This is a genomic window from Neorhizobium sp. CSC1952 (genome assembly GCF_030378245.1).
GTDB classification, from domain to species: domain Bacteria; phylum Pseudomonadota; class Alphaproteobacteria; order Rhizobiales; family Rhizobiaceae; genus Neorhizobium; species Neorhizobium oryzae_A.
This window is the reverse complement of the sequence record NZ_CP128416.1, coordinates 3,402,095-3,418,737: the sequence shown is the minus strand read 5'-3', so window position 1 is coordinate 3,418,737 and position 16,643 is coordinate 3,402,095. Positions and strand designations below refer to the sequence as shown.

General features: G+C 61.2%; 14 protein-coding genes. 3 read left to right on the top strand and 11 right to left on the bottom strand.

Annotated elements, in window-relative coordinates; all coding sequences use genetic code 11:
- Position 1: 1 nt before the first annotated feature.
- Complete coding sequence (locus QTA58_RS16640; protein ID WP_289669671.1) at positions 2–1,078, bottom strand: ABC transporter substrate-binding protein; 1,077 nt, start codon at positions 1,076–1,078, stop codon at positions 2–4.
- A gap of 33 nt (positions 1,079–1,111) precedes the next feature.
- Positions 1,112–1,921, bottom strand: coding sequence for a carbon-nitrogen hydrolase family protein (locus QTA58_RS16635; RefSeq protein ID WP_289669670.1), 810 nt, complete (start codon positions 1,919–1,921; stop codon positions 1,112–1,114).
- 525 nt (positions 1,922–2,446) lie between these two features.
- On the opposite strand from QTA58_RS16635, the gene QTA58_RS16630 reads away from it, so the two are divergent.
- Together QTA58_RS16630 and QTA58_RS16625 are read left to right on the top strand one after the other, a co-directional pair.
- Positions 2,447–3,658, top strand: coding sequence for an acyl-CoA dehydrogenase family protein (locus QTA58_RS16630; protein WP_289669669.1), 1,212 nt, complete (start codon positions 2,447–2,449; stop codon positions 3,656–3,658).
- Positions 3,659–3,708: 50 nt separating this feature from the next.
- Positions 3,709–4,875, top strand: a complete 1,167-nt coding sequence (locus QTA58_RS16625; protein ID WP_289669668.1) for a Xaa-Pro peptidase family protein — start codon at positions 3,709–3,711, stop codon at positions 4,873–4,875.
- 172 nt (positions 4,876–5,047) lie between these two features.
- Here the strand turns inward: QTA58_RS16625 and QTA58_RS16620 are convergent, their stop codons facing one another.
- The 8 genes from QTA58_RS16620 to QTA58_RS16585 all read right to left on the bottom strand — a co-directional run bounded on the left by QTA58_RS16620 (position 5,048) and on the right by QTA58_RS16585 (position 14,619).
- Entirely contained in the window at positions 5,048–5,806 is a 759-nt protein-coding gene (locus QTA58_RS16620) for a TIM barrel protein (protein WP_289669667.1), read from the bottom strand.
- A gap of 106 nt (positions 5,807–5,912) precedes the next feature.
- Complete coding sequence (gene dmpG, locus QTA58_RS16615; RefSeq protein WP_289669665.1) at positions 5,913–6,920, bottom strand: 4-hydroxy-2-oxovalerate aldolase; 1,008 nt, start codon at positions 6,918–6,920, stop codon at positions 5,913–5,915.
- On the bottom strand, positions 6,917–7,852 hold the full coding sequence (locus QTA58_RS16610; protein ID WP_289669664.1) for an acetaldehyde dehydrogenase (acetylating): 936 nt from the start codon (positions 7,850–7,852) through the stop codon (positions 6,917–6,919). The genes dmpG and QTA58_RS16610 overlap by 4 nt, the downstream gene beginning before the upstream one ends.
- 58 nt (positions 7,853–7,910) lie before the next feature.
- On the bottom strand, positions 7,911–9,980 hold the full coding sequence (locus QTA58_RS16605; protein ID WP_289669663.1) for an ABC transporter permease: 2,070 nt from the start codon (positions 9,978–9,980) through the stop codon (positions 7,911–7,913).
- Positions 9,981–9,989: 9 nt separating this feature from the next.
- Positions 9,990–11,522, bottom strand: a complete 1,533-nt coding sequence (locus QTA58_RS16600) for a sugar ABC transporter ATP-binding protein (protein WP_289669662.1) — start codon at positions 11,520–11,522, stop codon at positions 9,990–9,992.
- 59 nt (positions 11,523–11,581) lie between these two features.
- Positions 11,582–12,709: a sugar ABC transporter substrate-binding protein gene (locus QTA58_RS16595; RefSeq protein ID WP_289669661.1), complete on the bottom strand. Its 1,128-nt coding sequence runs from the start codon at positions 12,707–12,709 to the stop codon at positions 11,582–11,584.
- 81 nt (positions 12,710–12,790) lie between these two features.
- The gene (locus QTA58_RS16590; RefSeq protein WP_289669660.1) at positions 12,791–13,342 is read right to left on the bottom strand and encodes a flavin reductase family protein; all 552 of its coding nucleotides are present in this window, start codon (positions 13,340–13,342) and stop codon (positions 12,791–12,793) included.
- Between the two features lie 65 nt (positions 13,343–13,407).
- Positions 13,408–14,619, bottom strand: a complete 1,212-nt coding sequence (locus QTA58_RS16585; RefSeq protein ID WP_289669659.1) for an acyl-CoA dehydrogenase family protein — start codon at positions 14,617–14,619, stop codon at positions 13,408–13,410.
- Between the two features lie 371 nt (positions 14,620–14,990).
- On the opposite strand from QTA58_RS16585, the gene QTA58_RS16580 reads away from it, so the two are divergent.
- Positions 14,991–15,674: a FadR/GntR family transcriptional regulator gene (locus QTA58_RS16580; RefSeq protein WP_289669658.1), complete on the top strand. Its 684-nt coding sequence runs from the start codon at positions 14,991–14,993 to the stop codon at positions 15,672–15,674.
- 35 nt (positions 15,675–15,709) lie between these two features.
- Here the strand turns inward: QTA58_RS16580 and QTA58_RS16575 are convergent, their stop codons facing one another.
- A complete protein-coding gene (locus tag QTA58_RS16575) occupies positions 15,710–16,471 on the bottom strand; it encodes an SDR family oxidoreductase (protein WP_289669657.1) in 762 nt (253 codons plus the stop codon).
- Positions 16,472–16,643: the final 172 nt, after the last annotated feature.

Below are 16,643 nucleotides of genomic sequence, written 5' to 3'. Positions count from 1 at the left end.
ACTATTGCTGCAAGAGCGCTTGCGGGATGACCAGCGTATTGATGTCCAGCTTTCCGGTGACGAAACCCGCCTCGGTCTGGATCTTGTAGAAACGCTGAAGTCCCGCGATGTCGATCGACGAGTAGAAGTACGGCACCACCGATCTCGCCAGCGTCGATGGATCGACCTTTTGCCGCTCGGCGGTCGTCCTGCGCAGAAGATCTGGATCGGACTGCGCCAGCGCCGCGGCTTCGCGTATGACGCAATTCATGCGCGCCACGGTGTCGGGGTTCTTGGCGATGAATGCGCTGGTCGCGACGATCGCGCTGGTCGGCCCCTCCTCCAGGGCCTCCACGCCGGGCCACGAGATGATCTTGTACCCCGCAGCTTCGGCCTTCTGAATCTGCGGATCGATCGAAAGGGCCGCGTCGACTTGGCCCGCCATCAGTGCGTTGATGGAGTCCGTGTAGTTCATGACGACATACTTGACCTTGTCCGGGTCGCCGCCGTGCTTGCGAATGACGGCTCGCGCCGTCAGATCGAACTGGCCCTTGGAGTCCGGAAGGGCCAGTATCTTGCCCTCGAGATCGCCGGGATTGTCGATGCCGCTCTCTCCGCCGACGAGTATCGCTGTAATCTCCCGAGTGTAGCCCGGTTCGCCGGCCTGCATTTTCTTCCAATATCCGGGCGCCATCCCGGCAAAGGGCGCGACGAAGACGAGGTCGATGCCGCGCTCGGCGGCCTGGAAGACATTGAATGTGCCGGTGAAAGCGAAATTGACCGCGCCGCCCTGCACCGCAGAGATTGTCGGCGGCAGGCTGCCCAACATGGTGAAGTCGACCGATAGGCCATGCTTGGCGAAAATGCCGAGGTCGTCTGCCGCAAACATTGCGGCATTGCTGACGATCGGCAGCGCTGCAACGCTGATCTTGGCCATCGTGCCGGCATTCGGCCGGGCGCAATCGTAATCGACGGCCGCCATCGCCGTCTGGGCATCGGTCGGCGACGATTGGGCCTGCACCCCGGTGGCGAGAGGCAGGCTGAACATCGCATAGCCTGTCAGTGCGATGGCGAGTGATCTGGTCAGCGTAGCTGTCATGGAGCTCTTCCGGTTGAATGATCGGGTTTTCATTTACTTTGACGTCGACTGAATGCGCATGACTCGGAAACGCCGGTTCGCGAGACTTGGGTTTTGTTGGCGAACCTCATCGACTCTGCCTTTGAAGATGTCGACGGTTCGCGTTTCAGGCGCTTCCCCAAGGCTGGCCAGCACTTCGCCTGACGGATCGACGATCATGCTCGTTCCGAAGGAACCAGGAGCCGAGGAATTGGAAGCTACGACATATGCCGTGTTCTCGATGGCTCTGGCTCTTATCAGTGTCGTCCAGTGGTCGAGCTTTTGGGGGCCGGTCGCCCAAAAGGACGGCAGAAGAATTACGTCGACGCCGACGTCCACAAGCGCACGCGCGCTCTCGGGAAAGCGCACGTCGTAACAGGTGATGATTCCGAAGCACAATTCCCCGTATCGAAAGACCACCGCGTCCGGGTCCGGAGAAGGAATGATGTTATCGGATTCCCTCAATCCGAAAGCTTCCATCAGGTGAACCTTGTGGTACTTCGCTATCTCATTCCCGGCGCTAGACGTAACGTAGACCGTATTGTACGCCCTTAATCTGTCGCCCACCGCTTCATGCATGCCGACCGCGATGGCAATTCCGAACTTCCTGGCGAGGTTGTCTATGGCTCGCGTGAATTCGCCCGGGATAGCCTCGGCCGCCAGCAGCCCTGCCCCAAGGTTCGCCATGTCGAAGAGCATGGCAAATTCCGGGAACACGATCAGCGAGGCTCCTGACTTCGAAGCGGCCTCAACTGCCGAGCAAATCGATTCGAGATTGGTAGCCTTGTCAGGCGTGACTGCGATCTGGCCAATGCTGATCTTCATGCCTGCATCCCGTGATCAAAAAATTTCTGCTGGTGTGTAGATAAATATTCGCAGCAAAGGCCAGGTGTGTGTCTCCTTAGCGTGCTGAACTCATGGTGACCTCCGTACTTCGCCAAATCAAGCGGAGGCTTGGACCAATGAAAGACTTGGTTTGGTCCTCTACGCTGATTTGACGTTCCAGCTGATCGAAGGCGGACGCCGGCAGGACACGTGTGGAGAACGCCTCAATCTTGGGCTCTTGATTGAGATCGCGTCGCAAGCGCGCAGCAAGCTGATCCCGCGCGTCACATAGCGCGAACGCGATCCGGGCCACGCTCAAAAGCGTATACCAATGATGGAATTGGCTTAGTCAGCTTATTGCCGGAAACTTCCCGGGGCGCGTACTCTGTCGGGAAGATTGAATGCCAAGGTCGCAAAATTTCGTGGGCAGCGACCGGGCGGGCTTTACCGTGCTGCTTTGACGGCGCGGTGATCGGGCATGTGCCTCTTTGGCGGCGCATTTATGGATGTCCTCAAGGAGGTCTGATGGACGATATGACTGATGATCTGAACGGCGCGATCAGTGCTTCGGGCCTGGTGGAGAAGGCCCGGCAGGCCGTCCCGTTCCTGCGTGAACGGGCCGACGAGGCCAACGCGCTGCGCCGCCCTCCGGAGGACGTCAGGGCGTTCATGAAGGCAAGCGGCTTCTCCCGCCTGTGGATGCCCCGGCGCTACGGCGGTGCGGAAGGCCGGCTGCGCGCCGGATCCGACATGCTGCGCGAGCTGGCCCATGGCTGCGGCTCGACCGCCTGGATCACCGTCCAGAACGCGCTGCACAACCTGATGCTGGCCAACTGGCCGGCCGAGGCGCAGGAGGATGTCTGGGGCAGGACGCCCGACGTCCTGGTCAGCGGCATCCTCATTCCCGGGATCGGCAAGGCGACGAAGGTTGAGGGCGGCTACCGGCTGTCCGGACGCTGGCCCTTCGTCAGCGGCGTCGAGGTCGCGGACTGGGTCATCTTCACCGGCGACTGCACCGGTGCCGACGGCAAGGCGGAGGAGCTGCATTTCGTCGTCCCGAAGGACGAGATCGAGGTTCTCGACACCTGGTACACGATCGGGCTGAAGGCCTCCTCCAGCCAGGACGTCAAGGTGAACGACGTCTTCGTGCCGGAGCACCGCACCGTCACCGACGCGGCCCTCAAGGGCGGCGCCACCAGCCCGGCCGCCGCCCGCTACGAGGGCGCCTGCTACAAGGTCCCGCCCTATTCGATCTTCGGCTGCTTCATCGGCAGTGCGGCGCTCGGCATCGCCGAGGCGGCGGTCGACCACTACATCGCCAATGCGCGCAAGCGCGCCGCGACGATGGCGGGCGGCACCAGCATCGCGAGCTACACGACACAGCAGGTCAAGGTCGCCGAGGCACAGTCGGCCGTCCTTGCTGCGCGCCAGTTGATCTACTCGGTGCTGGACGAGGCCGAGCGGCTGGCGACAAGCGGCACGCCCACGACCGAGGAGGACCGCACCCGGTTCCGCGCCCTGGCCGCCTATGCCAACAAGCTGGCCGCAGCAGCAGGCGCCACCGTGCTCGAGGCCGGCGGCGGCGGCGTGATCTACGAGCGCAACCCGGTCGCACGCTGCATCTCGGACCTCACCGTCACCAACCGCCACATCACCCAGAACTGGGACGTCAACGCTTCAACCTACGGCCGCGCACTCCTCGGACTGCCTATCGAAAACCCAATGCTCCAAGACTGACTTCGGTCTCCCTCTCCGTGAGTGCGCATTTACAGATAAAAGAGAGCAGATTGTCCCACGAGACCACAATAGGCTTTTCGCCTGATCAACTCGATGCCCATCTTGAAAAGAGCGGCCTGGATGCCGTCTGCATAACCTCAAAGCACAATGTGCAATATCTGCTTGGCGGGCACCTGTTTGAATTCTTCCGCAATTTCGACGCGATCGGTATCAGCCGGTACCTCCCGGTTCTGATCTATCCCCGCGGCCGCCCGCAAGACGCAGTATATCTCGGCAACGCTCAGGAGAATTCCGATGTTGAGAACGGGCGCATCTGGTGCCCGACCATCGAGACCCGGTTCTGGGGAAGCTTGGACACCATGGCGGCGGCTGTACAGCACATCAGGCGTCTGGGCTTGGACCACGGCCGGATTGGCGTTGAGATGGGGTTCATTCCCGCCGACGCCATGGATTTCCTTCGCGACAATCTGCCCAGCGCGCAATTTGCGGAGGCGCTCTGGCCACTCGAGCGCTTGCGTGCAGTCAAGGAACCAGCCCAGCTGGCGTTGATCCGCAAGGTTTCGGAGGATGTCGTGGACGCGATGCTCGCGACTTTTGCCACCTCCAAAGCCGGAATGTCCAAAAAGGCGGTCAGCGACCGGCTGCGCTACGAGGAAACGTGCAGGGGCCTACGCTACGACTGGTGCCTCATTGCGTCCGGTACCTCGATGAACCGTGCCTCAAACGACTATGTTCTCAAACCGGGCGATGTTCTTTCGCTGGACAGCGGCGGCAGCCGTGACGGGTATTTCGGTGACCTGTGCCGCATGGGAGTCGTTGGCGAACCGGACGCAGAGCTGAAGGAAATGCTGTCATTCGTCGACGACATCCAGCTTCGCGCCCGGGAACCCGTTCGCGATGGAAACATCGGCAAGGCCATCTACGACCGCGTTCTGCCGATGATCGAGGCGCATCCCTTGCGGGACCGGATCGACTTTACTGCGCATGGCATGGGTGTGATTGGACACGAAGCCCCACGTCTGACCGACAAGGGACCTGTGACCTATCCGGCGGACGATGCCGATCAGCCCCTCCAGTCGGGCATGGTCCTCTCGATAGAGACGACGCTGCGTCACCCGCGCGGCCTGATCAAGCTGGAAGACACCGTCGCCGTGGAAAAAGACGGCTGTACCGGCTACGGCGATCATGGGCGTGGCTGGAACATCATTGCGAGTTGAACCGCACACCCCATCACGGCCTGCAAGATGAAAATCAAGATCGACTACTGCAGCTGATCATCGTGTCGGTCATCGCCGGGTCGTATGGCCGGCGTGCGTTGACAGAAACCGGCGCTTGAGCAGGCGACGCGAGCTTTTCGCTTTGCTTCCGTCGTCGTCAAAGACTTGTCTGCTATCGAAAGCGGCGTAGCCATCCCAGCGATTCCTCGGTCGAACCGTCGGGCCTGTATTCCGCACCGAGTGGCTTGGCCCAGGCGAGTTCTTCAAGGACGGCAAAAACCTGCGTGTAGTCGATTGAACCTCGCCCGGGCGGCCCGCGGTCAGGCACCGATGCAAACTGGATATGTCCGATCCAGGGGAGCAGGGCATGCAGCTCTTCTATTACGCCGCCGCCACTGCGGCCGACGTGATAGCAATCGAACATCAGCCTGGCATTCGGGGATGCGAGACTGTCCAGAATACGAACGGCCTGCTCGGAACTGTTCAGGTAATAGTTCGGCCAATCGTGCGGATTGAGCGGTTCGAGCAAGAGCATCATGTCGTCGGGCGCATTGGCGAGCGCGTATCGGATATTGGTCAAAAAGACCTCATCCGCCTCCGGCCCATGGCCAAATCCGGCCATAAGGTGGATCGCTTCCGTTCTGGTGGTCACGGCATAGTCGATCGCCTCGTCGATCGCAGCCCGGGCGTCCGCCTCGCGTCCCGGCAAGGCCGAAAGACCGCTTTCCCCGACACCGCCCTTTCGCGTATTCAGGCACAGCATGCGCAGTCCTGTTTCGTCGAGGGCAGCCTTCACGTCCAAGGCCGGTGTCTCATATGGCCAGTGGCATTCGACGGCCTGAAACCCAGCCTCGGCGGCGCGGCGGATGGCCCTGGGAAGTTCAAGCTCCGGCCAGAGGAAGCCCAGGTTCGCGGAGAACTGCGTCAACATCAACTCCTGGAGCATGATCCGGAAAAGTTGCAGACTTTTCTGACAAGATCATGCTTCAAAAACAAAAGCTCAGAGCGAGATAGCGATTCCAGTGAAAGCCCTCGCTTCATGATCTTGCGAGGTCGAGCGCGACGTCGACGATCATGTCTTCCTGCCCGCCAACCATCTTGCGGCGGCCCAGCTCCGCCAGGATCGTCCTGGAGTCCACGTTGTAGATTTTCGACGCTTTCTCGGCGTGGCGCAGGAATGAGGAGTAAACCCCGGCGTAACCAATGGTCAGGGTTTCCCGGTCCACCCTGACCGGCCGGTCCTGCAAAGGACGCACCAGATCGTCCGCGGCGTCCATCAGCTTATAAAGGTCGCAACCATGGTCGAGGCCAAGACGATCCGCCACGGCGATGAACACTTCAAGCGGAGCATTGCCCGCTCCAGCGCCCATGCCTGCCAAAGAAGCGTCTACGCGGACGGCTCCTTCCTCGATCGCGACGACCGAATTCGCGACTCCGAGCGACAGGTTGTGGTGTGCGTGAATGCCGACCTCGGTTTCGGGAGACAGGGCCTGGCGCAAAGCACGGACCCTGACGCGCGTCGTTTCCATCGTCAGCGCACCCGCGGAGTCGGTAACGTAGACGCAATGCGCACCATAGCTTTCCATGAGCCGGGCCTGCTTGGCCAGCGATTCCGGGTCGGTCATATGCGCCATCATCAGGAAACCGGAAACGTCCAGCCCCAGGTTGCGGGCCGTCTCGATGTGCTGCGCGGACACGTCTGCCTCGGTACACATCGTCGCGACACGGACTGACTGCACACCGCAGGCCTGCGCGCGCTTGAGATCCTCGATAGTGCCGATGCCGGGAATCAGAAGGGTCGTCAAACGCGCATTCTTCACGACGCCGGCGACCTCGGAAATCCATTCTTTGTCGGTGTGCAGTCCGAAACCGTAGCTGAAACTCGATCCGGACAGGCCATCACCATGAGACACTTCCAACGCATCGACTCCAGCCTGGTCCAAGGCTCTCGCGATGTCCCTCACGGCCCCCAGGCCATATTGATGGAGGACCGCATGCATTCCGTCGCGCAGGGTCACGTCCTGAACAAATAGCTTGCCGGTCATATTGCGAGTTCCTTCCGTGCCTGGACAATGTGCTCGGCGGTGCGCAACGCTGCCGAGGTCATGATGTCGAGATTGCCGGCGTAGGCCGGCAGATAGTGAGCCGCGCCCTCGACCTCGAGGAACACCGTCACCTTGATCATCGCCGCGTCACCTGCAGCGCCAAGTTTTACTGCGGTCTGCCCGCCAACGTCGTCGAACTGCACATCCTGTTTGAGACGATAGCCAGGGACGTATTTCTGCACCTCCTCGACCATGCTCTTGACGGATGCGCGCACCTTTTCCTCCCGGCCCGCCTCCATCAGCGCAAAGACGGTGTCGCGCATCATCAGCGGCGGTTCGGCCGGGTTGAGGATGATGATTGCCTTTCCCCGCCGTGCGCCCCCGACGACCTCGATGGCATGCGACGTCGTTTCGGTAAATTCATCGATGTTGGCGCGTGTGCCGGGACCGGCCGAGCGTGACGATATGGACGCCACGATCTCCGCATAGGGGACCGGGGCAACGCGGCTGAGAGCGGCCACGATCGGAACCGTCGCCTGCCCCCCGCATGTCACCATGTTCACATTTTGAGAGGAAATGTGCTCGTCGATATTGACCGACGGGATCACGAACGGCCCAACCGCCGCCGGTGTAAGATCGATCGCGATCTTGCCGTCAGCGGCCAGCTTTTCCGAGTGCTTCTTGTGGGCGCCGGCAGAGGTCGCGTCGAAAACGACGCCGATGTCGGCATAGTCGCGCATGCGGCGCAGCCCATCGAGACCCTCGGCGGTGGTTGCCACATCAAGGCGCCCAGCGCGCGCCAGACCGTCGGATTTCGGATCGACCCCGACCAGCGCGGCCATTTCCAGATCGCCTCTGGAGCGCAGCACCTTGATCATCAGATCGGTACCGATATTTCCGGATCCCATGATCGCTACTTTCGTTTTCGTCATTGGTTTTTACCCTCGATTTCCAGCCTTGAGTGGCAGCAGCGGCGGCTTTTCCCCGTGCTCATCTGCGGCGCTCGCGCAGGGCGACCACGGCCCCGAGGATCACCAGCCCATAAACGATGGAACGGGTCGAGGTCGGAAGCGTCGTGCCCGCCAGAAGCGTCTGGAGGGTCGTCAGCAACAGGACACCGCCCAACATGCCCACATAAGCCCCACGCCCGCCGGTGATCAGGGTTCCGCCTATGACAACCGCTGCGATGGATGGCAGCAGGTATTCGTCGCCCATGCCCAAGCTCGCCTGCCCGGCAAGGCCGCTCAGCAGGATGCCCACAAGCGCGCCGCAGAAACCCGACAGAACGTAGACCCACAGGATCGTCGACTTGACGTTGATGCCGGAAAGGATCGCCGCCCTCTCGCTGTTGCCGATCGCATAGATCCTGCGGCCGAACGCAGTCCTCGTGGTCAGCAGGATTGCGAAGACGACAAATATCGCGATGAAGAGCACAACCGGCGTCACGCCCAATACCCTGGCGCTCATGAAATGGCGCAGAGCCGGTGCCGCAAAGCCATCCGGCGTTCCGTTCGAATAGAGCAGCGCTGCGCCTTGCAGAATACCGTTCATCGCAAGGGTCATTACGAAGGGCGACAAGCCCAGGAACACTATTCCGGCTCCATTCAGGAGCCCGACGGCGCACCCCGCCGCAAGCGCGACAGGCACGGCGAGGAGAAGCGCCTCGTTTGACCCAGCCGACAGACTGCTCACGAGGATGCCGGAGAGCGCGATCACCCAAGGCAGCGACAGGTCGAGACCGCCTGTCAGGATCACGCACCCCTGGCCGAGCGCAAGAACGGCGAGGAACGACGACAGCACCAGTACCGTGTTGTAGTAATTGCCGTTCATCAGCGTGCGGCCGAGGACCAGCTCCGTCACGATCACGACGGCAACGACGGACAAGTAGGCTGGAAGCGCGAGCATGATGGCTGCCCGGTTCCGCGAGAACCATTCGGAGAACGAGACGCGGACGGCAGCCATCGTCTTTCCCTCGAACATCGGCAGCGCAAGCGCCTTGCGGGGTATCGTGAGCTGCGAGACGAGACTACCCTCGCGCCAGGCCCGGATACGCGATGTGAGACGAAAGAGGTTCTGAGCCGCTACCGACCTGCGATGAATTGCACCCAGCAGGACGGCCAGCAACAGAATCGAGCTTTCGGCGATCGTCGAGTAGTAGGCGGAGACATTCAGGATCAGCAGGATGTTGACCGTCAACACGAGGACGAAGGCCCCAACGACGCTTCCGGTCAGCCCGCCTCGCCCCCCGCCCAGGAGCGTCCCTCCCACGACCACTGCGGCAAACATCTGGAGCAGCATGGGATTTCCGACCAGAGGATCTCCCGCCCCCGTCTGTGCGCTGATGCAGACCCCTGCCAGACCATAGAAAGCGCCGGCCAGGACATAGGTCGCAAAAATGATCCGCGACGACTTCAATCCGGACGAATACGCGCTTTCCGCATCCCCACCCACGGCATAGACCGCAAGGCCGAAAGGCGTGCGCCGGAGCCAGTACCAAAACGCGAGGCAGACAAGGATGACCGCCCCGGACATGGGCAGCAGGCCGGGAATGAGGTCGGAGAAGAACCAGTTGCCGAGCGACCCGTCGATAATGCCCCCCGGCGTCGGCATGATCAGGAGCGTTATGCCCTGCAGGATAAACATCGTCGCGAGGGTCACCACGATCGGCTGCAATCTCAGGTAAGCCACGAAGAAACCGTTCACGATTCCGACGGCGATGCCGATTCCGATCCCGATCATGCCCAGAACGACTGGAGACGTGACGGCCCCGACCGGCAGTGAAGCAAGGCTCACATTGACCAGCGACACCGTAGCGGCGGCTGACAGGTCGAAGCCTCCGGTCAGGACGACAAGGGTCTGCCCCATCGCCAGTAAGCTGATCGTGGTGCCGCTCGTGATGATTTGCGCAACGTCGTAGTAGCTGAGAGCATTCGCGCTGACGCTCATGACGATAAATACGAGAACGACGAGGACCGCGAGGCCGGTGATCAAGCCGCGATGGCGAACGACGCTCACCCTGGCCGGGGTTTCGTGCAACGAAACAGTAGTTGTGGCGTCCATTTCGTGCCCCTAAATTGCGGTCTTGGCCGGCGCTGACCCAAGGGCCGAGGCGAGGATATTTTGTTCCGTCAGCGCGTCGCCGGAGTGCTCCGCCGCGACCCTGCCGCTGTAGAAAACGATCGTTCGATCGGACAGGTGCACGAGTTCGGGGATTTCGGTCGAATAAAACAGGACCGCTCCGCCAGCCTCGGCGTACCGCAGAAGTATCTGGTAGATTTCGTTCTTTGTGCCGACATCAACTCCACGCGTCGGATCGTAGACCAAGAGTACGGAGGCCTGGGTCATCAACCATTTCGCGATTGCGATCTTCTGCTGGTTTCCGCCCGAGAACGTCTGAGCAGGGGACCATTCGGCCCGCTCGACAAGGTCGATCTTGTCGAAGGCCCGGCGGACCTCTGCGGATTCCCTCTTTCGGTCTATCAGCCCGAAGCGTGTGAACCTGTCGATTATCGGAATTGTGGCGTTATGCGTTCCGCTCAGCCTAAGGAAAAGGCCTTCGGTCTTGCGCTCTTCCGGGACTAGGCTGATGCCGATCCTGGCGCTGATCCCATCGCGCGGAGAGGTCAGAACTACACGCTGGCCGCCGATCCGCATCGCGCCATGTCTCAGAGGCTTGTCTCCGAAGATGGCGAGGAACAGGTCATGTTGACCCATGCCTTGCAAGCCGGCGACCCCCAGGATCTCACCCTCGCGAAGACTTAGGCTGATCTCCTTGAGTTTGCCGTCGGTTCCGGCGCTCTCAAGCGTCAGAATTTCGGCACCAAGCGCGTGCCGCGTCTGAGCACGCGGGGGAAACGAATGGACGAGTGAGCGGCCCGCGATCATGCTGATCACATTCTCATCCGAGAAGTCCGCGACGTGGCCGGTACCGATATGTCGTCCGTTGCGCAGGATGGTCAGGTCGTCGCAGAAATCGCGCACCTCCGACAACCTGTGCGAGATGAAGATTATGGTGGTTCCGCGCGCCTTCTCGCGTCTGATAATCCGACCCAGCCACTCGACGTCCGGCCCGGAGAGCGACGATGTCGGCTCATCGAGAAGCAGGACGCGCGGCTTGCGGTAAATGGCGCGAGCGATCTCGATCTTTTGCCGAAGAGCAAGCTCAAGATCGCCGATCTCATCGTTCAGATTGACCTCTGACAGCCCGAGTTCGGCAAAGTGACGGGAAATGTCGGCCTTGGCCTGGGACCGCCTGATGACGCCGGAGGCTGCGACCGGTGCCCTGGGAATAAGCATGTTGTCCAGCACGGTCAGGTTGCGCAGGAGCGTCATCTCCTGGAACGCGGTCTGTATGCCGAGCCGATGCGCCGCACCCGGATCGACCAGCTTCACGCTTTCGCCGAAAACGCTCACTTCGCCCCGGTCGGGCGCGACGAGTCCCGACAGAAGTTTCACGAACGTGGACTTCCCGGCACCGTTTTCGCCGAGCAGCGCATGCACCGTACCGCTGCGGACGACCACGCTTACATCGTCGAGAGCGACGGTCGGACCATAGGTCTTCGTTACGGCGGATACGCGAATGGCGTCGAAAGTATCTGTCATCACTCGTCCCCGTCGCAGCAGACTGGTCCGCGTTTAACGGGCCAGTCCGCCGGCTCCGATTACTCGGGCTGGCCCACGAGAGCGGCCGCCAGGCCCACCTCGGGCGTCAGTTCCGAGTAGATAGAGGCGAACCACCCAGGGTTCGGAACAATGGAGGGTTGAAAGACATTGCAGCCTTCCGACATCTCCTTCCAGGTTCCTTCCTTGCAGAGTTTGATGTTGTCGTTGGTGATGGCCGGATTGGGCACAATGACTTCAGCGGGGACCTCAGCCCCTTCGAGCTTCTGGACCGCAAGCTTCAGCGCATAGGCACCCGTATAGTTGGCTGAACCGGCCGACCACCGTTTTGCGCCCATTGGGCGGTAATTGCCGCTGGCGCCGTCAACCTCGGCGTCAACGGGAAGCATTTGGATACGCCCACCGTTCGAGGCCTCGCCGGCGCATGGCCGTAGGTCGCTTTCGGCAATTCCCGCCTCGATCTGCAGCGAGTTGGCGGTGTAGCAGCCGACCTGCATCCAAACGCCGTCAACTTCATCCCAGCTCTTCGTCGCAAATATCTTGGACAGTTCGGTTCGGCCGACTGCCTGGCTCCACATGCCATTGGCCTCGGCGATGACCTCGATTTCCGGATGTTTGGCGAACACGCTTTTGGCGCCTGCAGTGCGGTCGGCATCGGTTGTGGTGCCCGGGACGCCGTTGATCATGACAACCTTCCCCTTGCCGCCCATCTGCTTGACCAGCCATTCCGCCGACTCCACGCCCCAGGCCTTCTGATCGACATGCACCTGATGCGCGCAGGGTTCCGTCACGACGCCATCATAGGTAAAGATCGCCACGCCCTTGCTGCACGCGTTCTTGATGGCGCCATTCAGCGCGGTCGGCGAGATCGGATAGATCACGATCGCCTTTGCACCAGCCTGCACCATCGAGTTGATCTGCTGGATCTGCTTCTGCGCATTGGGCCCAGCCACCTGAACCTGAAGATCGACTTTGTCGATCAGGCCGGGGCTGATCGCCATCGCGCGGACCATGTTGGCGGACTCAGTCTGCCAGTCGTTGCCGATATAGCTCATGCTGAGAAATATCTTGTGCTTTTCCTGAGCCGACGCCCCGCCGGCCATGCCGCCGCCCAAGATTGCCGCACCGGCAAGTGCGCCTAAAAGTCTTGAGTTATAGAATCTTTTCATGTGAGTTCCCCTTCTCGGTCTGATGCCAAGGTTTCAAAAGGTCATTGCGAGCGCTCTGCCCATCCGTCGGAAGTTTCGGATTCAGGCGTTGGGCGCATGCGATGGAAATCCGTACAAGCGGTTCCAGTATAAAAGCGGACGTTTTTCTTCCGTCTTGATGTTGGTTACCGCCCCGATGAAGATGCAGTGAGAGCCGGCATCGATTATCGATTCGATTTTGCATTCCGCTGAAATGGACGCGCCGTCCATCAACGATTCCCGGCCGTCGCCCTGGTCCAGCCACTCGACGCAGGAAAAGTCATACGCGTCTCCGTTTTGAGGTCGGCCGGCAAAAATGTCCGCGACCTCGGACTGCGTATCGGCCAGGACATGGACCCCGAATTGGCCGCTGGATTTCATCGCCCCGCACATTCTGCTTTTTTGGTTCACGCAAACGGACATCAGTGGCGGATCCGCCGAAACCGACAGAAAGGACCCGACCGTCAGCGCCATGCGTCGATCATCGACGGTGGTCGTAATCACCGAGACCAGGGATGCGGCCTGTCTCATTGCCAAAAGGAACTCTTCCCGGCTGACGCCGGTGAAGTCATGCGGCAGGGTCAGAGAAGTCGGCGATTGATCTCGTTTCGTCATCCGGATGGCCTCCTATTCTACCGTTGGCCGGCGCCCTATCCGGCGGCCGGTCAAAAACAATTGGGTCAGTCTTGGAGCATTGGGTTTTCGATAGGCAGTCCGAGGAGTGCGCGGCCGTAGGTTGAAGCGTTGACGTCCCAGTTCTGGGTGATGTGGCGGTTGGTGACGGTGAGGTCCGAGATGCAGCGTGCGACCGGGTTGCGCTCGTAGATCACGCCGCCGCCGCCGGCCTCGAGCACGGTGGCGCCTGCTGCTGCGGCCAGCTTGTTGGCATAGGCGGCCAGGGCGCGGAACCGGGTGCGGTCCTCCTCGGTCGTGGGCGTGCCGCTTGTCGCCAGCCGCTCGGCCTCGTCCAGCACCGAGTAGATCAACTGGCGCGCAGCAAGGACGGCCGACTGTGCCTCGGCGACCTTGACCTGCTGTGTCGTGTAGCTCGCGATGCTGGTGCCGCCCGCCATCGTCGCGGCGCGCTTGCGCGCATTGGCGATGTAGTGGTCGACCGCCGCCTCGGCGATGCCGAGCGCCGCACTGCCGATGAAGCAGCCGAAGATCGAATAGGGCGGGACCTTGTAGCAGGCGCCCTCGTAGCGGGCGGCGGCCGGGCTGGTGGCGCCGCCCTTGAGGGCCGCGTCGGTGACGGTGCGGTGCTCCGGCACGAAGACGTCGTTCACCTTGACGTCCTGGCTGGAGGAGGCCTTCAGCCCGATCGTGTACCAGGTGTCGAGAACCTCGATCTCGTCCTTCGGGACGACGAAATGCAGCTCCTCCGCCTTGCCGTCGGCACCGGTGCAGTCGCCGGTGAAGATGACCCAGTCCGCGACCTCGACGCCGCTGACGAAGGGCCAGCGTCCGGACAGCCGGTAGCCGCCCTCAACCTTCGTCGCCTTGCCGATCCCGGGAATGAGGATGCCGCTGACCAGGACGTCGGGCGTCCTGCCCCAGACATCCTCCTGCGCCTCGGCCGGCCAGTTGGCCAGCATCAGGTTGTGCAGCGCGTTCTGGACGGTGATCCAGGCGGTCGAGCCGCAGCCATGGGCCAGCTCGCGCAGCATGTCGGATCCGGCGCGCAGCGGACCTTCCGCACCGCCGTAGCGCCGGGGCATCCACAGGCGGGAGAAGCCGCTTGCCTTCATGAACGCCCTGACGTCCTCCGGAGGGCGGCGCAGCGCGTTGGCCTCGTCGGCCCGTTCACGCAGGAACGGGACGGCCTGCCGGGCCTTCTCCACCAGGCCCGAAGCACTGATCGCGCCGTTCAGATCATCAGTCATATCGTCCATCAGACCTCCTTGAGGACATCCATAAATGCGCCGCCAAAGAGGCACATGCCCGATCACCGCGCCGTCAAAGCAGCACGATGCAACCTCCGGCATCCGCCCGGTCGCTGCGGCCCCTCCCCTTCGGGGGCTTTGATAAATCAGCTGCGATGTTTATTGACGCAGATCAGCTATCGCTGAACCGACCTTTTTCTGTCGCGGCGTGGGTATTTACGGAAACTATTCTTCCTATTGTTGATACTGAAACGGTGGTCGTCGGGCAATCGACGGCCTGTACCAATTAAAAAATTGGAGTACTCTATTCTCGTGCTGGGCTTGGCAGACCATCGCGATAGGATGAAAGTATCTCAGCAAAGCCGGGGAGAATTCAGCTGATGTCCAAATTGCGCGAGTCGGTCGCAGAAACCCTGGCTGAATGGATTGCTTCGGCTCGGTATCCAATTCACAGCCGCCTCCCCGCCGAACGGGACCTTGTCAAAATGCTCGGCGTTTCCCGCGGAACTCTCCGCGATGCCCTGGAGCAGCTTGAGTCGGAAGGCATCGTATGGCGTCAGGTCGGTATCGGTACCTACGTAGGCAGCCGCCCCGCGTCCATCGTCGGAAGCCTCCAAGTACTCTCCGTCTCTACTACCCTTGCGGAAATTCTTGAGGCTCGCCTGTCCTTTGAACCGATCGTTGCACGCTTCGCAGCGGTTCGCGCTCAGGATCAGGAGTTGGCGATGATGAGCAAGTATCTCGCCGACGGGTGTGAAGCTCAAACCTGGGGCGACTGGGAAAAGTGGGATGAGCTCTTCCACCGGGCGGTGACCGAAGCATCCGGCAACGGCATTCTCATCAAGACAATCGATCAAATCTTTCGTATCAAGACGCACGCGCGATGGACGGTCAAGACAACGTCGGAATTCGATCCACGTCTAGTTCGCCGGTATTCGCGGGAACATGAGAAGGTCCTGGAGGCCATCAAGTCACGGGACCCGGATTCGGCCGAGCAGGCGATGAAGGCTCACATCAAGGCGTTGACGCTGACAATCGGTCCGGTCATCGCCAGAGGGCATTGAACCGCGCATCAGGCCGCGTGTCCGCAGGTTCGCTTTCAGCCTCTGCCCAGATATGGCATGGTCGTTGCGGTGACGGTGATGAAAGGTACGTTCGCGTCGAGCGGCAAACGATCCATGAACAGAACGGCCTCGACGACATTGGCCGTATCCATCGTCGGTTCTGTGCGGATGGTTCCGTCCGCCTGAAGCATTCCCGTGCCCATGCCCGCAGTCATGGAGGTTGCCGCATTGCCAATGTCGATCTGGCCGCACGCAATCCCATGGGCACGCCCTTCCAGGGAAATTCCCTTGGTTAGGCCGGTGATAGCGTGCTTGGATGCCGTGTAGGCGATGGCATTCGGCCGTGGGACCTGTGCCGAGATGGAGCCGTTGTTGATTATCCGTCCGCCGGCAGGACTTTGCGACTTCATCTGCCGGAACGCCGCTTGGGCGCAGTAGAACGCGCCATTCAGGTTCACGTCGATCATTCGCCGCCATTCTCCAGCCTCGACCTCGTCCAGCGGCGTGGCTCCGCTGAAGGCACCGGCGTTGTTGAACAGCAGGTCGACGCGGCCGGCCCATGACACGGCCGACTGGAAAAGCTTTTCGACGGCTTCCGGGTCGGTGACATCGGTGGGGGCGACCAGCACGTTCCGTACTCGGCCGCTTTCTTCCGCAAGGGCCTGCAGCTTGTCGCGCGACCGGCCTGCGATAACGACCCGGTAGTCATGCGACAGAAGGCCGAGGCTGACGGCTCGACCGATCCCCGACCCTGCACCAGTGACAACAGCGACCTTGCCTGTATCCGTTCGTGCCATGTTGTCCCTTCTCGATGTAGGCTCTGCCTACTGCATCGGCCCGAAAACCGGAAGTGGTTTTCGAAAGCACGATGCAGCCGATTCAATGCATCAGAGCGTCCTTAATGCGTCCAGTTGGACGCACGGCACTCTAAGTAATTGTTTTTACGCAATTCCGGACGGAAAACCGTTA

Excerpts from the sequence above, each read along its gene's own strand:
- QTA58_RS16640 (WP_289669671.1), bottom strand. The coding sequence starts at position 1,078 with ATGACAGCTACGCTGACCAGATCACTCGCCATCGCACTGACAGGCTAT.
- QTA58_RS16635 (WP_289669670.1), bottom strand. The coding sequence starts at position 1,921 with ATGAAGATCAGCATTGGCCAGATCGCAGTCACGCCTGACAAGGCTACC.
- QTA58_RS16630 (WP_289669669.1), top strand. The coding sequence starts at position 2,447 with ATGGACGATATGACTGATGATCTGAACGGCGCGATCAGTGCTTCGGGC.
- QTA58_RS16620 (WP_289669667.1), bottom strand. The coding sequence starts at position 5,806 with ATGTTGACGCAGTTCTCCGCGAACCTGGGCTTCCTCTGGCCGGAGCTT.
- dmpG (WP_289669665.1), bottom strand. The coding sequence starts at position 6,920 with ATGACCGGCAAGCTATTTGTTCAGGACGTGACCCTGCGCGACGGAATG.
- QTA58_RS16610 (WP_289669664.1), bottom strand. The coding sequence starts at position 7,852 with ATGACGAAAACGAAAGTAGCGATCATGGGATCCGGAAATATCGGTACC.
- QTA58_RS16605 (WP_289669663.1), bottom strand. The coding sequence starts at position 9,980 with ATGGACGCCACAACTACTGTTTCGTTGCACGAAACCCCGGCCAGGGTG.
- QTA58_RS16600 (WP_289669662.1), bottom strand. The coding sequence starts at position 11,522 with ATGACAGATACTTTCGACGCCATTCGCGTATCCGCCGTAACGAAGACC.
- QTA58_RS16595 (WP_289669661.1), bottom strand. The coding sequence starts at position 12,709 with ATGAAAAGATTCTATAACTCAAGACTTTTAGGCGCACTTGCCGGTGCG.
- QTA58_RS16590 (WP_289669660.1), bottom strand. The coding sequence starts at position 13,342 with ATGACGAAACGAGATCAATCGCCGACTTCTCTGACCCTGCCGCATGAC.
- QTA58_RS16585 (WP_289669659.1), bottom strand. The coding sequence starts at position 14,619 with ATGGACGATATGACTGATGATCTGAACGGCGCGATCAGTGCTTCGGGC.
- QTA58_RS16580 (WP_289669658.1), top strand. The coding sequence starts at position 14,991 with ATGTCCAAATTGCGCGAGTCGGTCGCAGAAACCCTGGCTGAATGGATT.
- QTA58_RS16575 (WP_289669657.1), bottom strand. The coding sequence starts at position 16,471 with ATGGCACGAACGGATACAGGCAAGGTCGCTGTTGTCACTGGTGCAGGG.